Below are 14,102 nucleotides of genomic sequence, written 5' to 3' on the forward strand. Positions count from 1 at the left end.
GCTGGCTGCCCTCCGGTGGCCGGGCTAGAATGCGTTGTGATGCGGTATCCGATGCGCCCCGTGACTCCGCGGGGCGTTTCTTTTTTTGTGGGTCCAGACCATGCCTGAAACCGGCTATTTCGCAGTTTTCCTGATCGGCCTGCTGGGCGGCACGCACTGCATCGGCATGTGTGGCGGGATCGTCAGCGCGCTCACGGTGCAGCTTCCCGGCCAACGTCGCCGGGAGTGGCCGCTGCACCTGGCCTATAACATCGGGCGCATCACCAGCTATACCGTGGCGGGTGCGGCGATGGGCGCCATCGGTACGGTGGGGATGCTGTTCAACGACATCCTGCCGATCCAGCTCGGGCTTTACGTGGCGGCCAACCTGATGCTGGTGGCGCTGGGGCTTTATCTCACCGGCTTCACCCGTGCGCTGTCGGGCGTCGAAAAACTCGGCCATCGCCTGTGGGCGCGCATTCAGCCGCTCACCCGGCGCTTCCTGCCGGCGCGCAGCGTGGCGCAGGCTTTTCCTCTCGGGCTGCTGTGGGGTTTTCTGCCCTGCGGTCTCGTGTACAGCGTGCTCGCCACCGCGCTCGTCACCGGTGCGGCGGAACGTGGTGCGGGGCTGATGCTGGCTTTCGGGCTCGGTACGCTGCCCAACCTGATGCTTGCCGGCATGATTCTCAAGCGCCTGCGCGACGTGGTGCGGAACCAGGCCGTCCGGACGGGGTCTGGACTGGTAGTGCTGGCGTTTGGCGTTTATGGATTGGTGAACACCCCCAGCCTCGGCAGCGCGTTGTGGAATGGCGTGGTCTGCCATTTCTGATTTTTCCGTTCTTTGCGTTCTTTGTTCAAGGGCTGCAACCATGAGAATGCTTTTTGCCATCGACGATTCCGCTGTTTCACGGCGGGCCGGCTAGGGGCGCGATCATGGGCGACGAGCGAGGCGTGGGCTACGATTTGCCGGTTTCCGGCATGAGCTGCGCGGCCTGCGCCGTGCGCCTCGAGAAAGTGTTGAACCGCTTGCCGGGCGTGGAGGCGAGGGTCAATTTCGCCACCGAAAAGGCCCGCGTGTCGGCCGCTCCGGATGGCGCCGCCGCGGTCGACATCCTTGCCGCCATCCGCAAGGCGGGTTTCGACGTGGCGCCGCAGGTGCTCGAACTGGGCATTGCCGGCATGAGCTGCGCGGCCTGTGCGGCGCGCATCGAGAAGGTCGTCAATCGCCTGCCGGGCGTCGAGGGCAGCGTCAATTTTGCCGCCGAGACGGCGCAGGTGCGCTACACGCCGGGCCTCGCCGATTCGGCGGCCATCGTCGCGGCGATCAGTCAGGCCGGCTTTACCGCGACGCCCGTCGCCGGTCGCGACCGGGAAGCCGAGCACGCCCGCAAGGCGGCCGAGTTCCGTGCCGAGCTGCGCCTTTTCTGGATTTCAGCGCTGCTGAGTCTGCCTTTTCTGGTGCAGATGTTCGGCATGCTCGGCGCCGGCTTCCAGGGCTCTGCCCACCACGACGAATGGCTGCCGCGCTGGCTGCAGTGCCTGCTGGCTACGCCGGTGCAGTTCTGGATCGGACGGCGTTTCTACCGGGGCGCCTGGTCTTCGCTGCGGGGCGGTGGCGCCAACATGGACGTGCTGGTGGCCCTTGGCACCAGCGTGGCTTACTTTTTCAGTCTTGCCGTGGTGTTGCTCGATCGGCATGAGCTTCACGTTTATTTCGAAGCGTCGGCCAGCATCATCACGCTGGTGCTTCTCGGCAAGCTGCTCGAAGCGCGCGCCCGGGCACGTACGTCGGCGGCCGTCGAGGCGCTGTTGCGCCTGCAGCCGCCCACGGCGTGGATCGAACGTGAGGGGCAGCTGGTCGAGTTACCGGTCGCCCAGGTGGTGGCAGGCATGGTTTTCGTGTTGCGGCCGGGGGATTCGGTTCCCGTCGATGGCGAGGTGCTGTCCGGCGAATCGTCGGCCGATGAGGCCATGCTGACCGGCGAGAGCGTGCCGGTGGCCAAGCTCGCGGGCGATTCTGTTTTTGCTGCGACGGTGAACGGCAACGGCGTGCTGCGCTGCCGCGCCACCGGCGTGGGGGCCGAAACCTTGCTCGCCGGCATCGTGCGGCTGGTGGAGCAGGCCCAGGGTGGCAAGCCGGCGGTACAGCGACTGGCCGACCGCATCTCGGCGATTTTCGTGCCGGTGGTGGTGGGCATTGCGCTGGCCACTTTTGCCGGCTGGTGGTGGTTTGGCGGCGAGTTGGCGCCGGCGCTGGTCAATAGCGTCGCGGTGCTGGTGATCGCCTGCCCGTGTGCGCTGGGGCTGGCAACGCCGACGGCGGTGATGGTGGGCACGGGGCAGGGCGCCGGAGCCGGCATTCTGGTGCGCAACGCGGAGGCGCTGGAGCAGGCAGAGCAGATCCGGACGCTGGTGGTGGACAAGACGGGCACCCTCACCGAGGGCCGGCCGGCGGTGCTGGATGTACGCACCGCGGCGGGAGTCGATCATGACCACATGCTGGTGCTGGCGGCGAGTCTCGAGCAGGCGAGTCATCACCCGCTGGCCCGGGCGGTGGTCGAGCTTGCCCGGGCTGCCGGCCTGGCGCCGGAGCAGGCCGAAGCGGTCACGGCCGTTGGTGGCAAAGGCGTGACCGGCCGCGTGGGCAATCAGGACGTGCTGGTCGGTTCGCCGGATTTTCTGGCCGAGCGCGGCGTGCCGCTGCCGGCCGACGTGCTCGACCCGCTGCTTGCGGCAGCGCTGACGCCGGTGGGCGTGGCGGCCGATGGCAAGGCGCTTGGCGCCCTCGGCATCGCCGACCCGCTGCGCGCCACCTCGAAGGCCGCCGTTCAGCGCCTGCAGGCGATGGGGGTGCGGGTCGTGATGTTGACCGGTGACCATCCGGCCGCTGCCGCGCGCATTGCCGCGGAGGCCGGCATTACCGAGTTTCGTGCCCAGGTGCTGCCCGGCGACAAGGCGGCTGCGGTGGAGGCGCTGCGCGGAAAGGGCCTCGTCGGCATGGTGGGCGACGGCATCAATGACGCGCCGGCGCTGGCGGCGGCCGACGTGTCCTTCGCCATTGGCGCAGGCTCCGACGTGGCCATCGAGGCAGCCGACCTCACGCTGGTGAGGAACGATCTGGGCAGCGTTGCCGACGCGATTTCACTCTCGCGGGCCACCCTCGGCAAGATCCGCCAGAATCTGTTCTTTGCCTTTATCTACAATATTCTCGGCATTCCGGCCGCCGCCCTCGGGCTGCTCAACCCGGTGATCGCCGGGGCGGCGATGGCGATGAGTTCGGTGTCGGTCGTGAGCAACTCGCTGCTGCTCAGGCGCTGGCGCTCCGGTAAAAACTGAAAGGAAGCACGATGGAAAATGTAGTGATCAAGGTGGGCGGCATGAGCTGCCAGGGCTGCGTCAAAAACCTCACCGGCGCGCTGTCCGGCTTGGCCGGTGTGGCCAGCGTGGAGGTGTCACTGGAGGCGGGCGAGGCGCGGGTCGGCTACGATCCGGCAAAAGTGTCGGCCAATGCGCTGCGCACCGTAATCGAGGATTGCGGCTTCGACGCGGCCTGATTCGGAGCAAGGGTTTATCCCGGATTCACATAGCTCCCTTATAATCGCGGGCTGAATTCATTCAATAACAACGGGAGGTAGAAAATGGGTTTCGATCAGGTCAAGGCCGGCAAGGACGTTCCGAACGACATCAACGTGATCATCGAGATTTCCGCCCAGGGCGATCCGATCAAGTTCGAGGTGGACAAGGATAGCGGCGCGATTTTCGTCGACCGTTTCATGGGCACCTCCATGCGTTACCCGATCAACTACGGCTATGTGCCGCACACCGTTGCCGGCGACGGCGATCCGGTGGACGTGCTGGTCGTTACCCCCTTCCCGCTGGCGCCGGGCGTGGTCATCCGCTGCCGCCCGGTGGGCGTGCTGAAGATGGAAGATGACGGCGGCGTGGATGCCAAGGTTGTGGCTGTGCCCGTCTCCAAGCTGACCCCGCTGTACGACAAGGTTCAGACCACCGACGATCTGCCCGAGCTGCTGATGAAGCAGACCGTGCATTTCTTCGAGCACTACAAGGATCTGGAGCCGGGCAAGTGGGTCAAGATCCTGGGCTGGGGCACCGTTGAAGAAGCCAAGCAGGAAATCGTCAACGGCCTGGCCGCTGCTGCCAAGTAAGCCGTTCGCACGTTGTTGAACAAGGCCCGCTACGTGCGGGCCTTGTTGTTTCTGGCGGCGGCCTGGACGTGGTCCTAGACCGCCTGCCCGGCCGCGTGGCCGCTGGCCCAGGCCCACTGGAAGTTGTAGCCGCCCAGGTGGCCGGTCACGTCCATCACTTCGCCGACAAAATAAAGCCCCGGCACCTTGCGGGCTTCCATGGTTTTTGACGATAGCTCCCGTGTGTCGACGCCGCCGAGGGTGACTTCGGCCTTGGCGTAGCCGAGCGTGCCGTTGGGCGTGATGGCCCAGCGCGCAAGGAGGTCGGCGATGGCGTCGAGTTCCCTGGTGTTGAACTGGTTGACCGGCTTGTTCCAGCCGCGCTGGTCGCACCAGGCGTGGGCGAAGCGCTTGGGCAGCCGTTCGGAAAGCAGGTTGCCGAGCAGTTGCTTGCTGCGGGCATTGTCGAGCAGCCACTGGCGTACATCGCCAGCCGGAAAGAGATCGACCATGACCTGGCTGCCACCCTCGTCGCCGCCGTAATCCCGCGCCTGCCAGTAGGAAGATGCTTGCAGGATCACCGGGCCGGACAGCCCGCGGTGGGTGAACAGCAGGTTTTCGCGAAAACGCCCGGCGCCGCATTCGGCCACCGCGTCGAAAGCCATGCCGGCCAGTTCCTTGTAGATCGACAGTTCTTCCGGCGGCAGCGTGAGCGGCACAAGGGCCGGCTTGGGCGGCACGATGGCAAGGCCGAACTGTTCGGCAATCTTGTAGCCCAGCGGCGAGGCGCCGATCTTGGGAATCGACAGCCCGCCGGTGGCGACCACCAGGCTTTCGCAGCTGAAGCGGCCGTGGCTGGTGTCGAGGATGAAGCGGGCGCCGGGTTCGGTGCCGGCGCCAATGGTTTCAAGTTGGCAGGGCATGGCCCAGCTCACCTGGCCGCTGTCGCAGCCGGTACGCAGCATGTCGATGATGTCCTGCGCGGAGTCGTCGCAAAACAGCTGGCCGTGTTCTCGCTCGTGCCAGCGGATGCCGTGGCGGTTCACCCTTTCGATGAAGTGGGCTGGCGTGAAGCGGCTGAGCGCAGAGCGGCAGAACTGCGGGTTGCGCGACAGGTAGTTGGCGATGCCGACTTCGAGGTTGGTGAAATTGCAGCGGCCGCCGCCCGAGATGCGGATCTTCTCGGCGAGCTTTTCGGCGTGGTCGATGATCAGCACGCGGCGCCCGCGCTGGCCGGCCTCGGCGGCGCACATCATGCCGGCTGCGCCGGCGCCGATCACGATGACGTCGAAGTGGGAGGGCTGGGCAGGATGGTTCATGACGGGCCGGGATGCTGGAGAGGTCGGGGAGGATAGTCCGCGACTTGTCTTGCCGCAAACTCCGCGCACAACTTCATTCTCACTGTGGCTTTCCCCTGCTAGGCTTGGACGATACGAAAAGCGCGCACTGAAGCGGTGCGCAGAAAAAGGAACACGAGCGATGGTGCAGAAATTGGGGGCTGGCGGAAGGCCGTTGAAGTGGGCTTTGTGGACTGCCGGCGTGATGGCGGTGGTTGGCGTGGCGGGTTTTCTGGCGGCGCCGCCGCTGGTCAAATCCATCGCCGAAACGAAGATCGGCGAACTGCTCCACCGTCCGGTAGCGATCGAGGGTGTGTCGATCAATCCTTACGCCCTGTCGGCCGAGGTGCGCGGCCTGCGCATTCTTGAGCGCGAAGGCGGCGCTACCGCGATGAGTTTCGCGTCGCTGTACGCCAACGTCGAGGCCGAATCCCTGTTCCGCGGCGGTGTGGTGGTTCAGGAGATCAGGCTGGTCGAGCCGGTGGTGAGCGTGGTGCGCCTCGAGGGCCAGCGCTTCAACTGGTCGGATGTCATCGATGAAATGCTGGCCAAGCCGGATGACGGCTCGAAGAGCCACTTCGCGATCCACAATATCCGCATCGAAAAGGGTCGCATCGATTTCGACGACCGGCCGGCCAGTCAGAAGCACGTGATTGCCGATCTTGATCTCGGCGTGCCCTTTGTCTCCAACCTGCCTTCACAGGTCGAAACCTTTGTCGAGCCGCTTCTGTCGATGAAGGTGAATGACACGCCTTTTGACATCCGCGGCAAGGCCAGACCGTTTTCGGCCACCCGCGAGTCGGTGGTCGATCTCAAGTTCGACGGCTTCGATCTGAGCCGTTACGTGGGCTATCTGCCCGTGGAAAAAACTTTCCGCCTGCCTGCCGCGCGCCTGTCGTCCGACCTGGAGGCATCCTTTGCCCAGCCTGCCGGCGAAGCGCCGAGCGTGACGCTCAAGGGCGGCGTCAGCCTGGCTGACGTGGACATCCAGCATGCCGACGGCAGCCCGGCGATCAGGCTGCCCCTGGTGAAAATCGGTATCGACAAGCTGGCGCCGCTGGCCCGCGAACTGGCCCTCGGCACGGTGGCCGTGGACAAGCCGGAAATCGTCGCAAGCCGTGACCGCGATGGGCGCATCAGCCTGCTGTCGCTGGTTCCCAGGCCTGTTCAGTCAACGGCTCCCGCGGCCCAGGCACCGGCGGAGGCCGCAGCGGCCAAACCCTTTGCGGTCACTCTCGGCGAGTTCAAGCTTGCCGGCGGACGCGTGGATTTTTCGGATGACCTGCCGGCCGGCGTTTTCAAGAAAACGCTGCAGGACATCCACGTTTCGTTGCGCAAGTTTGCGCTGACGGGTAACGCGCCGGCGGAGCTCGATTTCGGCTTTGCCACTGCCGTCGGCGAGCGCTTCGAGCACACGGGCAGCGTCACGCTCGCTCCGCTCAAGGCGGTCGGCACGCTGGATCTGGCCGGGCTGGATCTGGTTGGCCCCAGGTCTTATCTCGCTGGCGTGCTCAAGCAGGGCGAAGTGCTGTCGGGCAAGCTCGACGGCAAGGTCGACTACGAGTTTTTGCAGGAGGCGGGGAGCGAGCCGAAGATCAGGCTCAAGGCCGCCTTGCTGGCGCTGAAGGATCTCGGCGTGCAATTCAAGGGCGAAAAGACGCCGCTGGCCAGGGTCGGCCTGCTGGAAGTGCGCGATGCGAACGTGGATAGCGCCAGTCACCGGGTGACGGTGGGTGAGGTGAGCGGCAAGGCGACGCGAATTTCACTGGTGCGCGACAAGGAGGGCGTATTCAACGCCCAGAAGATCGCCGCCGAGCCCCGCGAAGGCCAGCCCGGCAAGGCCGCCTTGCGGCCCGTGGCAAAGGCCCCGGCTTCCACGCGTGCCGCGCCCGCGTCGGTCTGGCAGGTGGATGTGAAGCGCGTGGCCCTCGACGACTGGGGCGTGCGCGTCGAGGATCGCACCCTGTCGCCGGCCATTGTCTTGAATGCCGAACCGCTGGCCTTGAAGATCGACGGCCTGTCCACCGCCAAGGGCAGCAAGGCAAGGATCGATCTGCAATCGTCGATCAATAAGCGCGGCAAAATCGGCGTGGCCGGCACGCTGGGCCTGACGCCGCTGGCCGGCAACCTCGACCTGAACCTGAGGGCCGTTGATCTGGCCATGCTCCAGCCCTACGTGACCGAGAGGGTGAAGATCGCGATCACCCGCGGCAACGTCAGCTCGCGCAGCAAACTGGCCTTCGAGGTGCCGGCGAGCGGAGCGGTGAAGGGAAGCTTCCGGGGCAATCTGACCGTGGGCGATTTTGCTTCGGTGGACAAGCTCAATGCCACCGACTTCCTCAAGTGGAAATCCCTCTACTTCAATGGCATGGACATCCGCTTTGCGCCGATGTCGGTGAGCATCGACGATATTGCGCTGTCCGACTTCTACACGCGCCTGATTCTCGACGCCAAGGGCGGTCTCAACATCCGCGAGATCACCGCCCAGCGCGCCGACGAGGAAAAGGCCGAAGAGAATGCCGCCCAGGCCAACGGAAGCGCCCCGGCCGGGCCCGCCGCGACCTCCGCAAAAATGGCCCCGCCCGCCGAGCCGATGATGCCGCTGTCGATCAAGCGCATCACGCTGCAGGGCGGCAACATCGCCTACAGTGACCGCTTCATCAAGCCCAACTACGACGCCAACCTCACCGGCATGGGGGGGCGCCTCAACGGCCTCTCGTCCGACCCGACGACCATCGCCGAACTCGATCTGCGCGGCAAGGTGGATAACGCGGCGCCGGTTGAAGTGGTGGGCAGGCTCAACCCCTTCCGCCAGGACCGGGCGCTGGACATCAAGGCGTCGGTCAAGGATTTCGAGCTCTCCAGCGTGTCGACCTACGCCGGCAAATACGTGGGGTACGGCATCGAGAAGGGCAAGCTGTCGGCCACCCTCAACTACAAGGTTGAAGACCGCAAGCTCAGCGCCACCAACCAGGTTTTCCTCGACCAGCTGACCTTCGGCGACAAGGTGGACAGCCCGACCGCCCTCAAGCTGCCGGTGCTGCTGGCCGTGTCGCTCCTGAAGAACAGCCGTGGCGAGATCGACCTCGATCTGCCGATCGGCGGCTCGCTGGATGATCCGCAATTCAGCATTGGCGGCATCGTGGTCAAGGTCATCGTCAATCTCATCACCAAGGCGATCACCTCGCCCTTTGCCTTGCTCGGCTCGATGATGGGCGGCAACAGCGAGGAGATGGCCTGGGTCGATTTCGAACCCGGTTTTGCACGCCTGCCCGATGCTGCCGGGACCAAGCTCGCCGCCATCGCCAAGGTCATGAACGAGAAGACCGGGCTCAAGCTCGAGATCGCCGGCCGGATCGATCCGGCGACCGACCGCGAAGGCCTCAAGCAGGCCATGCTGATGGGCAAGGTCGAAGGACTGAAGGTCAAGGACATGGCGAAGAAGGGTGAATCCCTGGGCGAGGATGGCCGGGTGCAGATCCCGCCGGCCGAATATCCTGCGCTGCTGACCCGGGTGTACAAGGACGAGAAGTTTCCCAAGCCGCGCAACGTGATCGGTCTTGCCAAGGATCTGCCCGTTGCCGAAATGGAAAAGCTGATCCTCGCCAACACCCCGGTCAGCGACGAAGACGTGCGCCTGCTGGCCCAGCAGCGCGCCCAGGCGGTAAAGAACTGGCTGCTTGAAAAAGGCAATGTCCCGGCCGAGCGCATCTTCCTGCTCGCCGGCCGCGAGGGTGACGACGGCAAGCAGCCCAAGGCGAAGATCAGCCGGGTGGATTTCTCGCTTCGCTGATGAAGGTTTTGATGGAGGCTGGCATGCGAGCTGAAAAACTGGACGACGCCCGTCGCGCCGAAATACTGGCGGATCTTGACGGCTGGCAACTGCAGCCCGGACGCGATGCGATCGGCAAGGCATTCCGTTTTGCCGATTTCAACACGGCCTTCGGCTGGATGACGCGGGTCGCGCTGATGGCTGAAAAGCTCGATCACCACCCGGAGTGGCGCAACGTTTACAACCGGGTCGAGGTGGTCCTGACGACCCACGACGCAGGTGGCGTGACCGAACTGGACGTGACGTTGGCGCGCTTCATGGACGAAGCTGCGACACCCGCCTGACGCACGCCTTGCCGCGTTGCGGCATGCGCGCCGGTCGCGAGGGTGCTAACCTTGAACGACCGGACCTTATCGCCTGGGTGGCCTTTGCGCATGCCCCAACGGACAAGAGCAGGCCGGTTTTTCGAGGGAGATCACAGCGGATGCACCTGAGCTTTGACTGGAACACGGCCCTGCGCCGTTCGCGGCAGCCTGCCGCAGGCGAGCAGGAGGCGTGCCGACATACCTGGAAGCGCTTTCCTTACGGTGACCGGGTTTATCGTTATGGCGGCTGCGCGCTCGCCTCCAACTGGTGCCGCCTGCATCGGGGCGACCGGGAAGCCTTTCCGGATGCCGGCAGTCTTGCCGAGTTGCTGCGTGCCAATCCGGCGCTGGTAGTCCATGTGCCCGATCCGGCCGCCGCCGCCACGCGGCTCGAAGAAGCGTGGCGGGCCTATCACGCCGGGGATTTTTCCGATGCCGCCGACCGGGGGCTGGCGGCAGGCCCGATCGGCGCCGTGGTTGCCGCGAAGGCAGCCGCCGTTTACGCCTCGCACCTCGAAGAGGACGAAGCCTGTCGTTCAACCATCCTGCGCGAAGCGGTCGATTCCTGCACCGCATTGCTGGAAATCGCCCCCAACTGGGCCAACGCATGGCATGCCCACGGTATGGTGCTCGGGCGCTACAGCCAGCATGTCCCGGTTGTGAGGGCCCTGGCCCAGGGAATGGGTGGCAAGGTGCGGGACAGCCTGCAGCGGGCCATCCTGCTCGAGCCCCGTCACGCCGAAGCCCATGTCGGACTGGGGATTCACTACGCGGAAGTGATCGACAAGGTGGGTGCCATGGTTGCGGGGCTCACCTACGGAGTGCGCAAGGAGGCTGTCGTCGAACATTTCGAGGCCGCCCGCAAGCTGCATCCCCAGTCACCGGTGGTGCTTGCCGAGTACGCCCGGGCCATGCAGCTTGCCGGCGGTGGCGGAGTGCCGGGCGAGGTCTACGGCATCTACGCCGAAGCCGCGGCATGTCAGCCCGCGGATGCGCTGGAACGTCTTGACGTGGAGTGGGCGCGCGGCGAGATGGCTTAGTCGCGGGTGGGGGCAGAGGCCTCGCCCCTGCGTCCGGCGGAGGCAGGGCCCACTGCTCTTCTCAGACCTTGGCGCGGATCAGGCGCGCCTTCTCCCGGTCCCAGTCCCGTTCCTTTTCGGTTTCGCGCTTGTCGAACTGCTTCTTGCCCTTGGCAAGGCCGACGCTGATTTTCACGCGGCCCTTCACGTAATGCAGGTCGAGAGGCACCAGCGCGTAACCGGCGCGCTCCACCTTGCCGACCAGCTTGGCGATTTCTTCGGCGTGAAGCAGCAACTTGCGGGTGCGCGTCGGATCCGGGTTGATGTGCGTGGAGGTGGATTCGAGCGGCGTGATGTGCATGCCGACGATGAAAATCTCCGCCCCGCGGATCACCACGTAGGCTTCCTTGATGTTGGCGCGTCCGGCGCGGATGCCCTTGACCTCCCACCCTTCCAGGACCAGGCCGGCTTCGTATTTGTCCTCGATGAAGTAATCGTGGAAGGCCTTGCGATTGTCGATGATGCTCATGGGTGTTGCCTCAGTGGCGCGGGCTCATTGGCGCGAGCCCGTGCAGACGCGTAAAATCGCGTATTTTAACAGCTCGATACCCCGCTCGCGTCCCGATGGCAACCGTCAAAAAAATTGTCCTGATCGAGTTCACGCCGGCCCAGATGTTCGATCTGGTGGACCGCTGCGAGGATTACCCCAAGTTTTTACCATGGTGCGGTGGCAGTGAAGTGCACTCCCGCGACGAGGCGGTCACCAAGGCCACCCTGCACATCAATTACCACGGCATCAAGTCCCACTTCAGCACCGCGAACGAGAAGCGCTATCCCTCGCACATGCTGATCCGCCTAACCGACGGGCCGTTCACCCACCTCGACGGCTCCTGGGATTTCACCCCGCTGGGCGACGCGGCCTGCAAGGTCGAGTTCAACATGCACTACGAATTTTCCAGCCGGCTGATCGAGAAGGCCGTGGGGCCGGTGTTCAGTCACATCGCCAACACCTTCGTCGATTCTTTTGTAAAGCGCGCGGCGCAAATCTACGGCAAGAACTGAAATGTCCACTCAGGATTCAATCAAGGTCGAAGTCTGCTATGCGCTTCGCGAACACCAGGAGATCGTGCATCTCACCTTGCCGGCCGGCTGCACTGTCCAGCGCGCCATCGATGCGTCCGGCCTGCTGCAGAAGCACCCGGAGATCGATCTCGCCAAGACCAACAAGCTGGGCATCTTCGCCAAGCTGGTCAAGGCCGACACGGTGCTGCGTGATCGCGACCGTATCGAAATCTACCGTCCGCTGATCGCCGATCCGAAGGAAGTGCGCCGCAAACGTGCCGAAGAGGGGAAGGTCATGAAGAAGGGTGGCGGCTCGGCTGAAGAGGGCGCCGCGTAGTTCAGCCGGGGTTTTGCACGGTGCCTGCGACGGCTTTTACTGCTTGCAGGTGCGCTCCACGGCCTTGCGGGTACGTTCGATTTCGGCGTTGCGTTCGTTCTCGTCGAGAATGGCGCGCTCGCCGTTGTCGTCGAAGCGGCTGAAGCTCTGGCCGCTTTCGAGGGCCGCCAGCTGGTGGCGCATTTCGGTGCAATCCCGTTCCCGCGCGTCCTCGGCGGCCTTGTTTTTACGGGATTTTTCTTCGCTTTCGGCGGCTTCGGCGCGGCGCTTGCGGAAGGCCAGTTCCTTCTCAGCGTAGCTCTGGGGCACCGCCTGGGTGCTGTCGGCAGTGGCAGGTCTGGACGGTGCCAGGGGAGCCTGCCGGACGGTGCGGACTGTCGCTTCCGGTGGCGGCAGGTCCGAATAATGGACCCTGCCGCTGGCGTCCTTCCAGCTGTAGATGCCCTGGGCAAACGCCGCCTGGCCGGCGCATACCAGCAACACAACGAGAAGATTACGCAACATTGATGACTCCAGTCGGACAAAGCTTTTGCCGCGGGGCGGCCGGGTACGTATAATACGGATTTGATTCAAGGGATTAAAGCCATGCGAGTGATTCAGAAGGCGCTGACGTTCGATGACGTCCTTCTCATCCCGGCCCATTCCAGCGTTCTCCCGCGCGACGTCAGCCTCCAGACGAAACTCACGCGCAACATTACCCTGAATATTCCGCTGGTGTCCGCTGCCATGGACACCGTCACCGAATCCCGCCTCGCCATTGCGCTTGCGCAGGAAGGCGGCATCGGGATCGTGCATAAAAACCTCACGTCGCAGCAGCAGGCGGCCGAGGTGGCCAAGGTAAAACGCTTCGAATCGGGCATCCTCAAGGATCCGATCACCATTCCGCCGACCATGACGGTCCGTGAAGTGCTGGTCCTGACCCGCACACACAAGTTCTCCGGCCTGCCGGTGGTGGAAAACGGCAAGGTCATCGGCATCGTCACCAACCGCGACACCCGCTTCGAGACCAATCTCGATCAGCCGGTTTCCGCGATCATGACGCCCCAGGCCCGCCTCATCACCGTCAAGGAAGGCGCCAGCCTCGAAGAAGGCCGTGCGCTGATGCACAAGCACCGCCTCGAGCGCGTGCTGGTGCTCAACGACGCGGGCGAGCTGGCCGGCCTCATCACCGTCAAGGACATGCTGAAGTCCACCGAGCACCCGTTCGCCTCCAAGGACGGCCTGGGCCGTCTGCGCGTCGGTGCAGCCATCGGTGTGGGTGTCGGCACCGAAGAGCGAGCTGAAATGCTGGCCGAGGCCGGGGTCGACGTGATCGTCGTCGATACCGCCCACGGTCACTCGCAGGGCGTGCTCGACCGCGTGAACTGGGTCAAGAAGAACTTCCCGCAGGTCGAGGTCATCGGCGGCAACATTGCCACCGCTTCGGCTGCCCGGGCGCTGGTCGATGCCGGCGCTGACGGCGTCAAGGTCGGTATCGGCCCCGGTTCGATCTGCACCACGCGTATCGTCGCCGGTGTCGGCGTGCCGCAGATCACCGCGGTCGACAACGTCTCTACCGCGCTGGCCGGTTCTGGCGTGCCGATGATCGCCGATGGCGGTATCCGCTATTCGGGCGACATCTCCAAGGCCATCGCGGCAGGGGCCAACGTCGTCATGCTGGGCGGCCTGTTCGCCGGTACCGAAGAAGCGCCGGGCGAAACCGTGCTGTTCCAGGGCCGTTCGTACAAGTCCTATCGCGGCATGGGTTCGCTGGGTGCCATGCAGCAGGGCGCCGCCGACCGTTACTTCCAGGAGAACGACGGCAACGTGGACAAGCTGGTGCCGGAAGGCATCGAAGGCCGCGTACCCTACAAGGGCGCCGTTACCGCGGTGATCCACCAGTTGATGGGTGGCCTGCGGGCTTCCATGGGCTACGTGGGCTGCGGCACGATCGATGACATGCGCACCCGCGCCGAGTTCGTCGAAATCACCTCGGCCGGCATCCGTGAATCCCACGTTCACGACGTGCAGATCACCAAGGAAGCACCGAACTACCACGTGGATTGATTCTGTCGATCCGCAGGTGCATGAAGGCAGCCGGGAGGCT

At 64.7% G+C, this 14,102-nt stretch carries 13 protein-coding genes; 10 read left to right on the forward strand and 3 right to left on the reverse strand.

The window, feature by feature from the left end; translation table 11 throughout:
- The first annotated feature begins 100 nt into the window (after positions 1–100).
- The 4 genes from Q1W26_RS16350 to ppa all read left to right on the forward strand — a co-directional run bounded on the left by Q1W26_RS16350 (position 101) and on the right by ppa (position 4,145).
- Positions 101–808: a sulfite exporter TauE/SafE family protein gene (locus Q1W26_RS16350; RefSeq protein ID WP_300442404.1), complete on the forward strand. Its 708-nt coding sequence runs from the start codon at positions 101–103 to the stop codon at positions 806–808.
- Between the two features lie 104 nt (positions 809–912).
- The gene (locus Q1W26_RS16355) at positions 913–3,315 is read left to right on the forward strand and encodes a heavy metal translocating P-type ATPase (protein WP_300442405.1); all 2,403 of its coding nucleotides are present in this window, start codon (positions 913–915) and stop codon (positions 3,313–3,315) included.
- Positions 3,316–3,326: 11 nt separating this feature from the next.
- Positions 3,327–3,533 (forward strand): cation transporter, encoded by a 207-nt coding sequence (locus Q1W26_RS16360; protein WP_300442407.1) that lies wholly within the window; start codon positions 3,327–3,329, stop codon positions 3,531–3,533.
- An 84-nt stretch (positions 3,534–3,617) separates the two neighbouring features.
- The gene (gene ppa, locus Q1W26_RS16365; protein WP_148579286.1) at positions 3,618–4,145 is read left to right on the forward strand and encodes an inorganic diphosphatase; all 528 of its coding nucleotides are present in this window, start codon (positions 3,618–3,620) and stop codon (positions 4,143–4,145) included.
- Between the two features lie 74 nt (positions 4,146–4,219).
- Here ppa and Q1W26_RS16370 read toward each other — a convergent pair whose 3' ends face one another.
- Positions 4,220–5,443: an NAD(P)/FAD-dependent oxidoreductase gene (locus Q1W26_RS16370; RefSeq protein ID WP_300442409.1), complete on the reverse strand. Its 1,224-nt coding sequence runs from the start codon at positions 5,441–5,443 to the stop codon at positions 4,220–4,222.
- A gap of 193 nt (positions 5,444–5,636) precedes the next feature.
- On the opposite strand from Q1W26_RS16370, the gene Q1W26_RS16375 reads away from it, so the two are divergent.
- The 3 genes from Q1W26_RS16375 to Q1W26_RS16385 all read left to right on the forward strand — a co-directional run bounded on the left by Q1W26_RS16375 (position 5,637) and on the right by Q1W26_RS16385 (position 10,638).
- Positions 5,637–9,254 carry a DUF748 domain-containing protein gene (locus tag Q1W26_RS16375; RefSeq protein ID WP_300442411.1) on the forward strand — a complete coding sequence of 1,206 codons (3,618 nt, stop codon included), beginning with the start codon at positions 5,637–5,639 and terminating at the stop codon, positions 9,252–9,254.
- 23 nt (positions 9,255–9,277) lie between these two features.
- Positions 9,278–9,577, forward strand: coding sequence for a 4a-hydroxytetrahydrobiopterin dehydratase (locus Q1W26_RS16380; RefSeq protein WP_300442413.1), 300 nt, complete (start codon positions 9,278–9,280; stop codon positions 9,575–9,577).
- A gap of 140 nt (positions 9,578–9,717) precedes the next feature.
- Positions 9,718–10,638, forward strand: a complete 921-nt coding sequence (locus Q1W26_RS16385) for a hypothetical protein (RefSeq protein ID WP_300442415.1) — start codon at positions 9,718–9,720, stop codon at positions 10,636–10,638.
- A gap of 61 nt (positions 10,639–10,699) precedes the next feature.
- Here Q1W26_RS16385 and smpB read toward each other — a convergent pair whose 3' ends face one another.
- A complete protein-coding gene (smpB, locus tag Q1W26_RS16390; RefSeq protein ID WP_300442417.1) occupies positions 10,700–11,146 on the reverse strand; it encodes an SsrA-binding protein SmpB in 447 nt (148 codons plus the stop codon).
- 95 nt (positions 11,147–11,241) lie between these two features.
- On the opposite strand from smpB, the gene Q1W26_RS16395 reads away from it, so the two are divergent.
- Both Q1W26_RS16395 and Q1W26_RS16400 read left to right on the forward strand, forming a co-directional pair.
- Positions 11,242–11,679 (forward strand): type II toxin-antitoxin system RatA family toxin, encoded by a 438-nt coding sequence (locus tag Q1W26_RS16395; protein WP_300442418.1) that lies wholly within the window; start codon positions 11,242–11,244, stop codon positions 11,677–11,679.
- Between the two features lies 1 nt (position 11,680).
- Positions 11,681–12,016: an RnfH family protein gene (locus Q1W26_RS16400; RefSeq protein WP_300442420.1), complete on the forward strand. Its 336-nt coding sequence runs from the start codon at positions 11,681–11,683 to the stop codon at positions 12,014–12,016.
- A 36-nt stretch (positions 12,017–12,052) separates the two neighbouring features.
- Here the strand turns inward: Q1W26_RS16400 and Q1W26_RS16405 are convergent, their stop codons facing one another.
- Complete coding sequence (locus Q1W26_RS16405; protein ID WP_300442422.1) at positions 12,053–12,520, reverse strand: DUF4124 domain-containing protein; 468 nt, start codon at positions 12,518–12,520, stop codon at positions 12,053–12,055.
- An 81-nt stretch (positions 12,521–12,601) separates the two neighbouring features.
- Here Q1W26_RS16405 and guaB point away from each other — a divergent pair, with 81 nt between their 5' ends.
- Positions 12,602–14,062 (forward strand): IMP dehydrogenase, encoded by a 1,461-nt coding sequence (guaB, locus tag Q1W26_RS16410; protein ID WP_300442424.1) that lies wholly within the window; start codon positions 12,602–12,604, stop codon positions 14,060–14,062.
- The last annotated feature ends 40 nt before the right edge of the window (positions 14,063–14,102 follow it).

This window comes from Zoogloea sp., from assembly GCF_030157465.1.
Lineage (GTDB): Bacteria > Pseudomonadota > Gammaproteobacteria > Burkholderiales > Rhodocyclaceae > Zoogloea.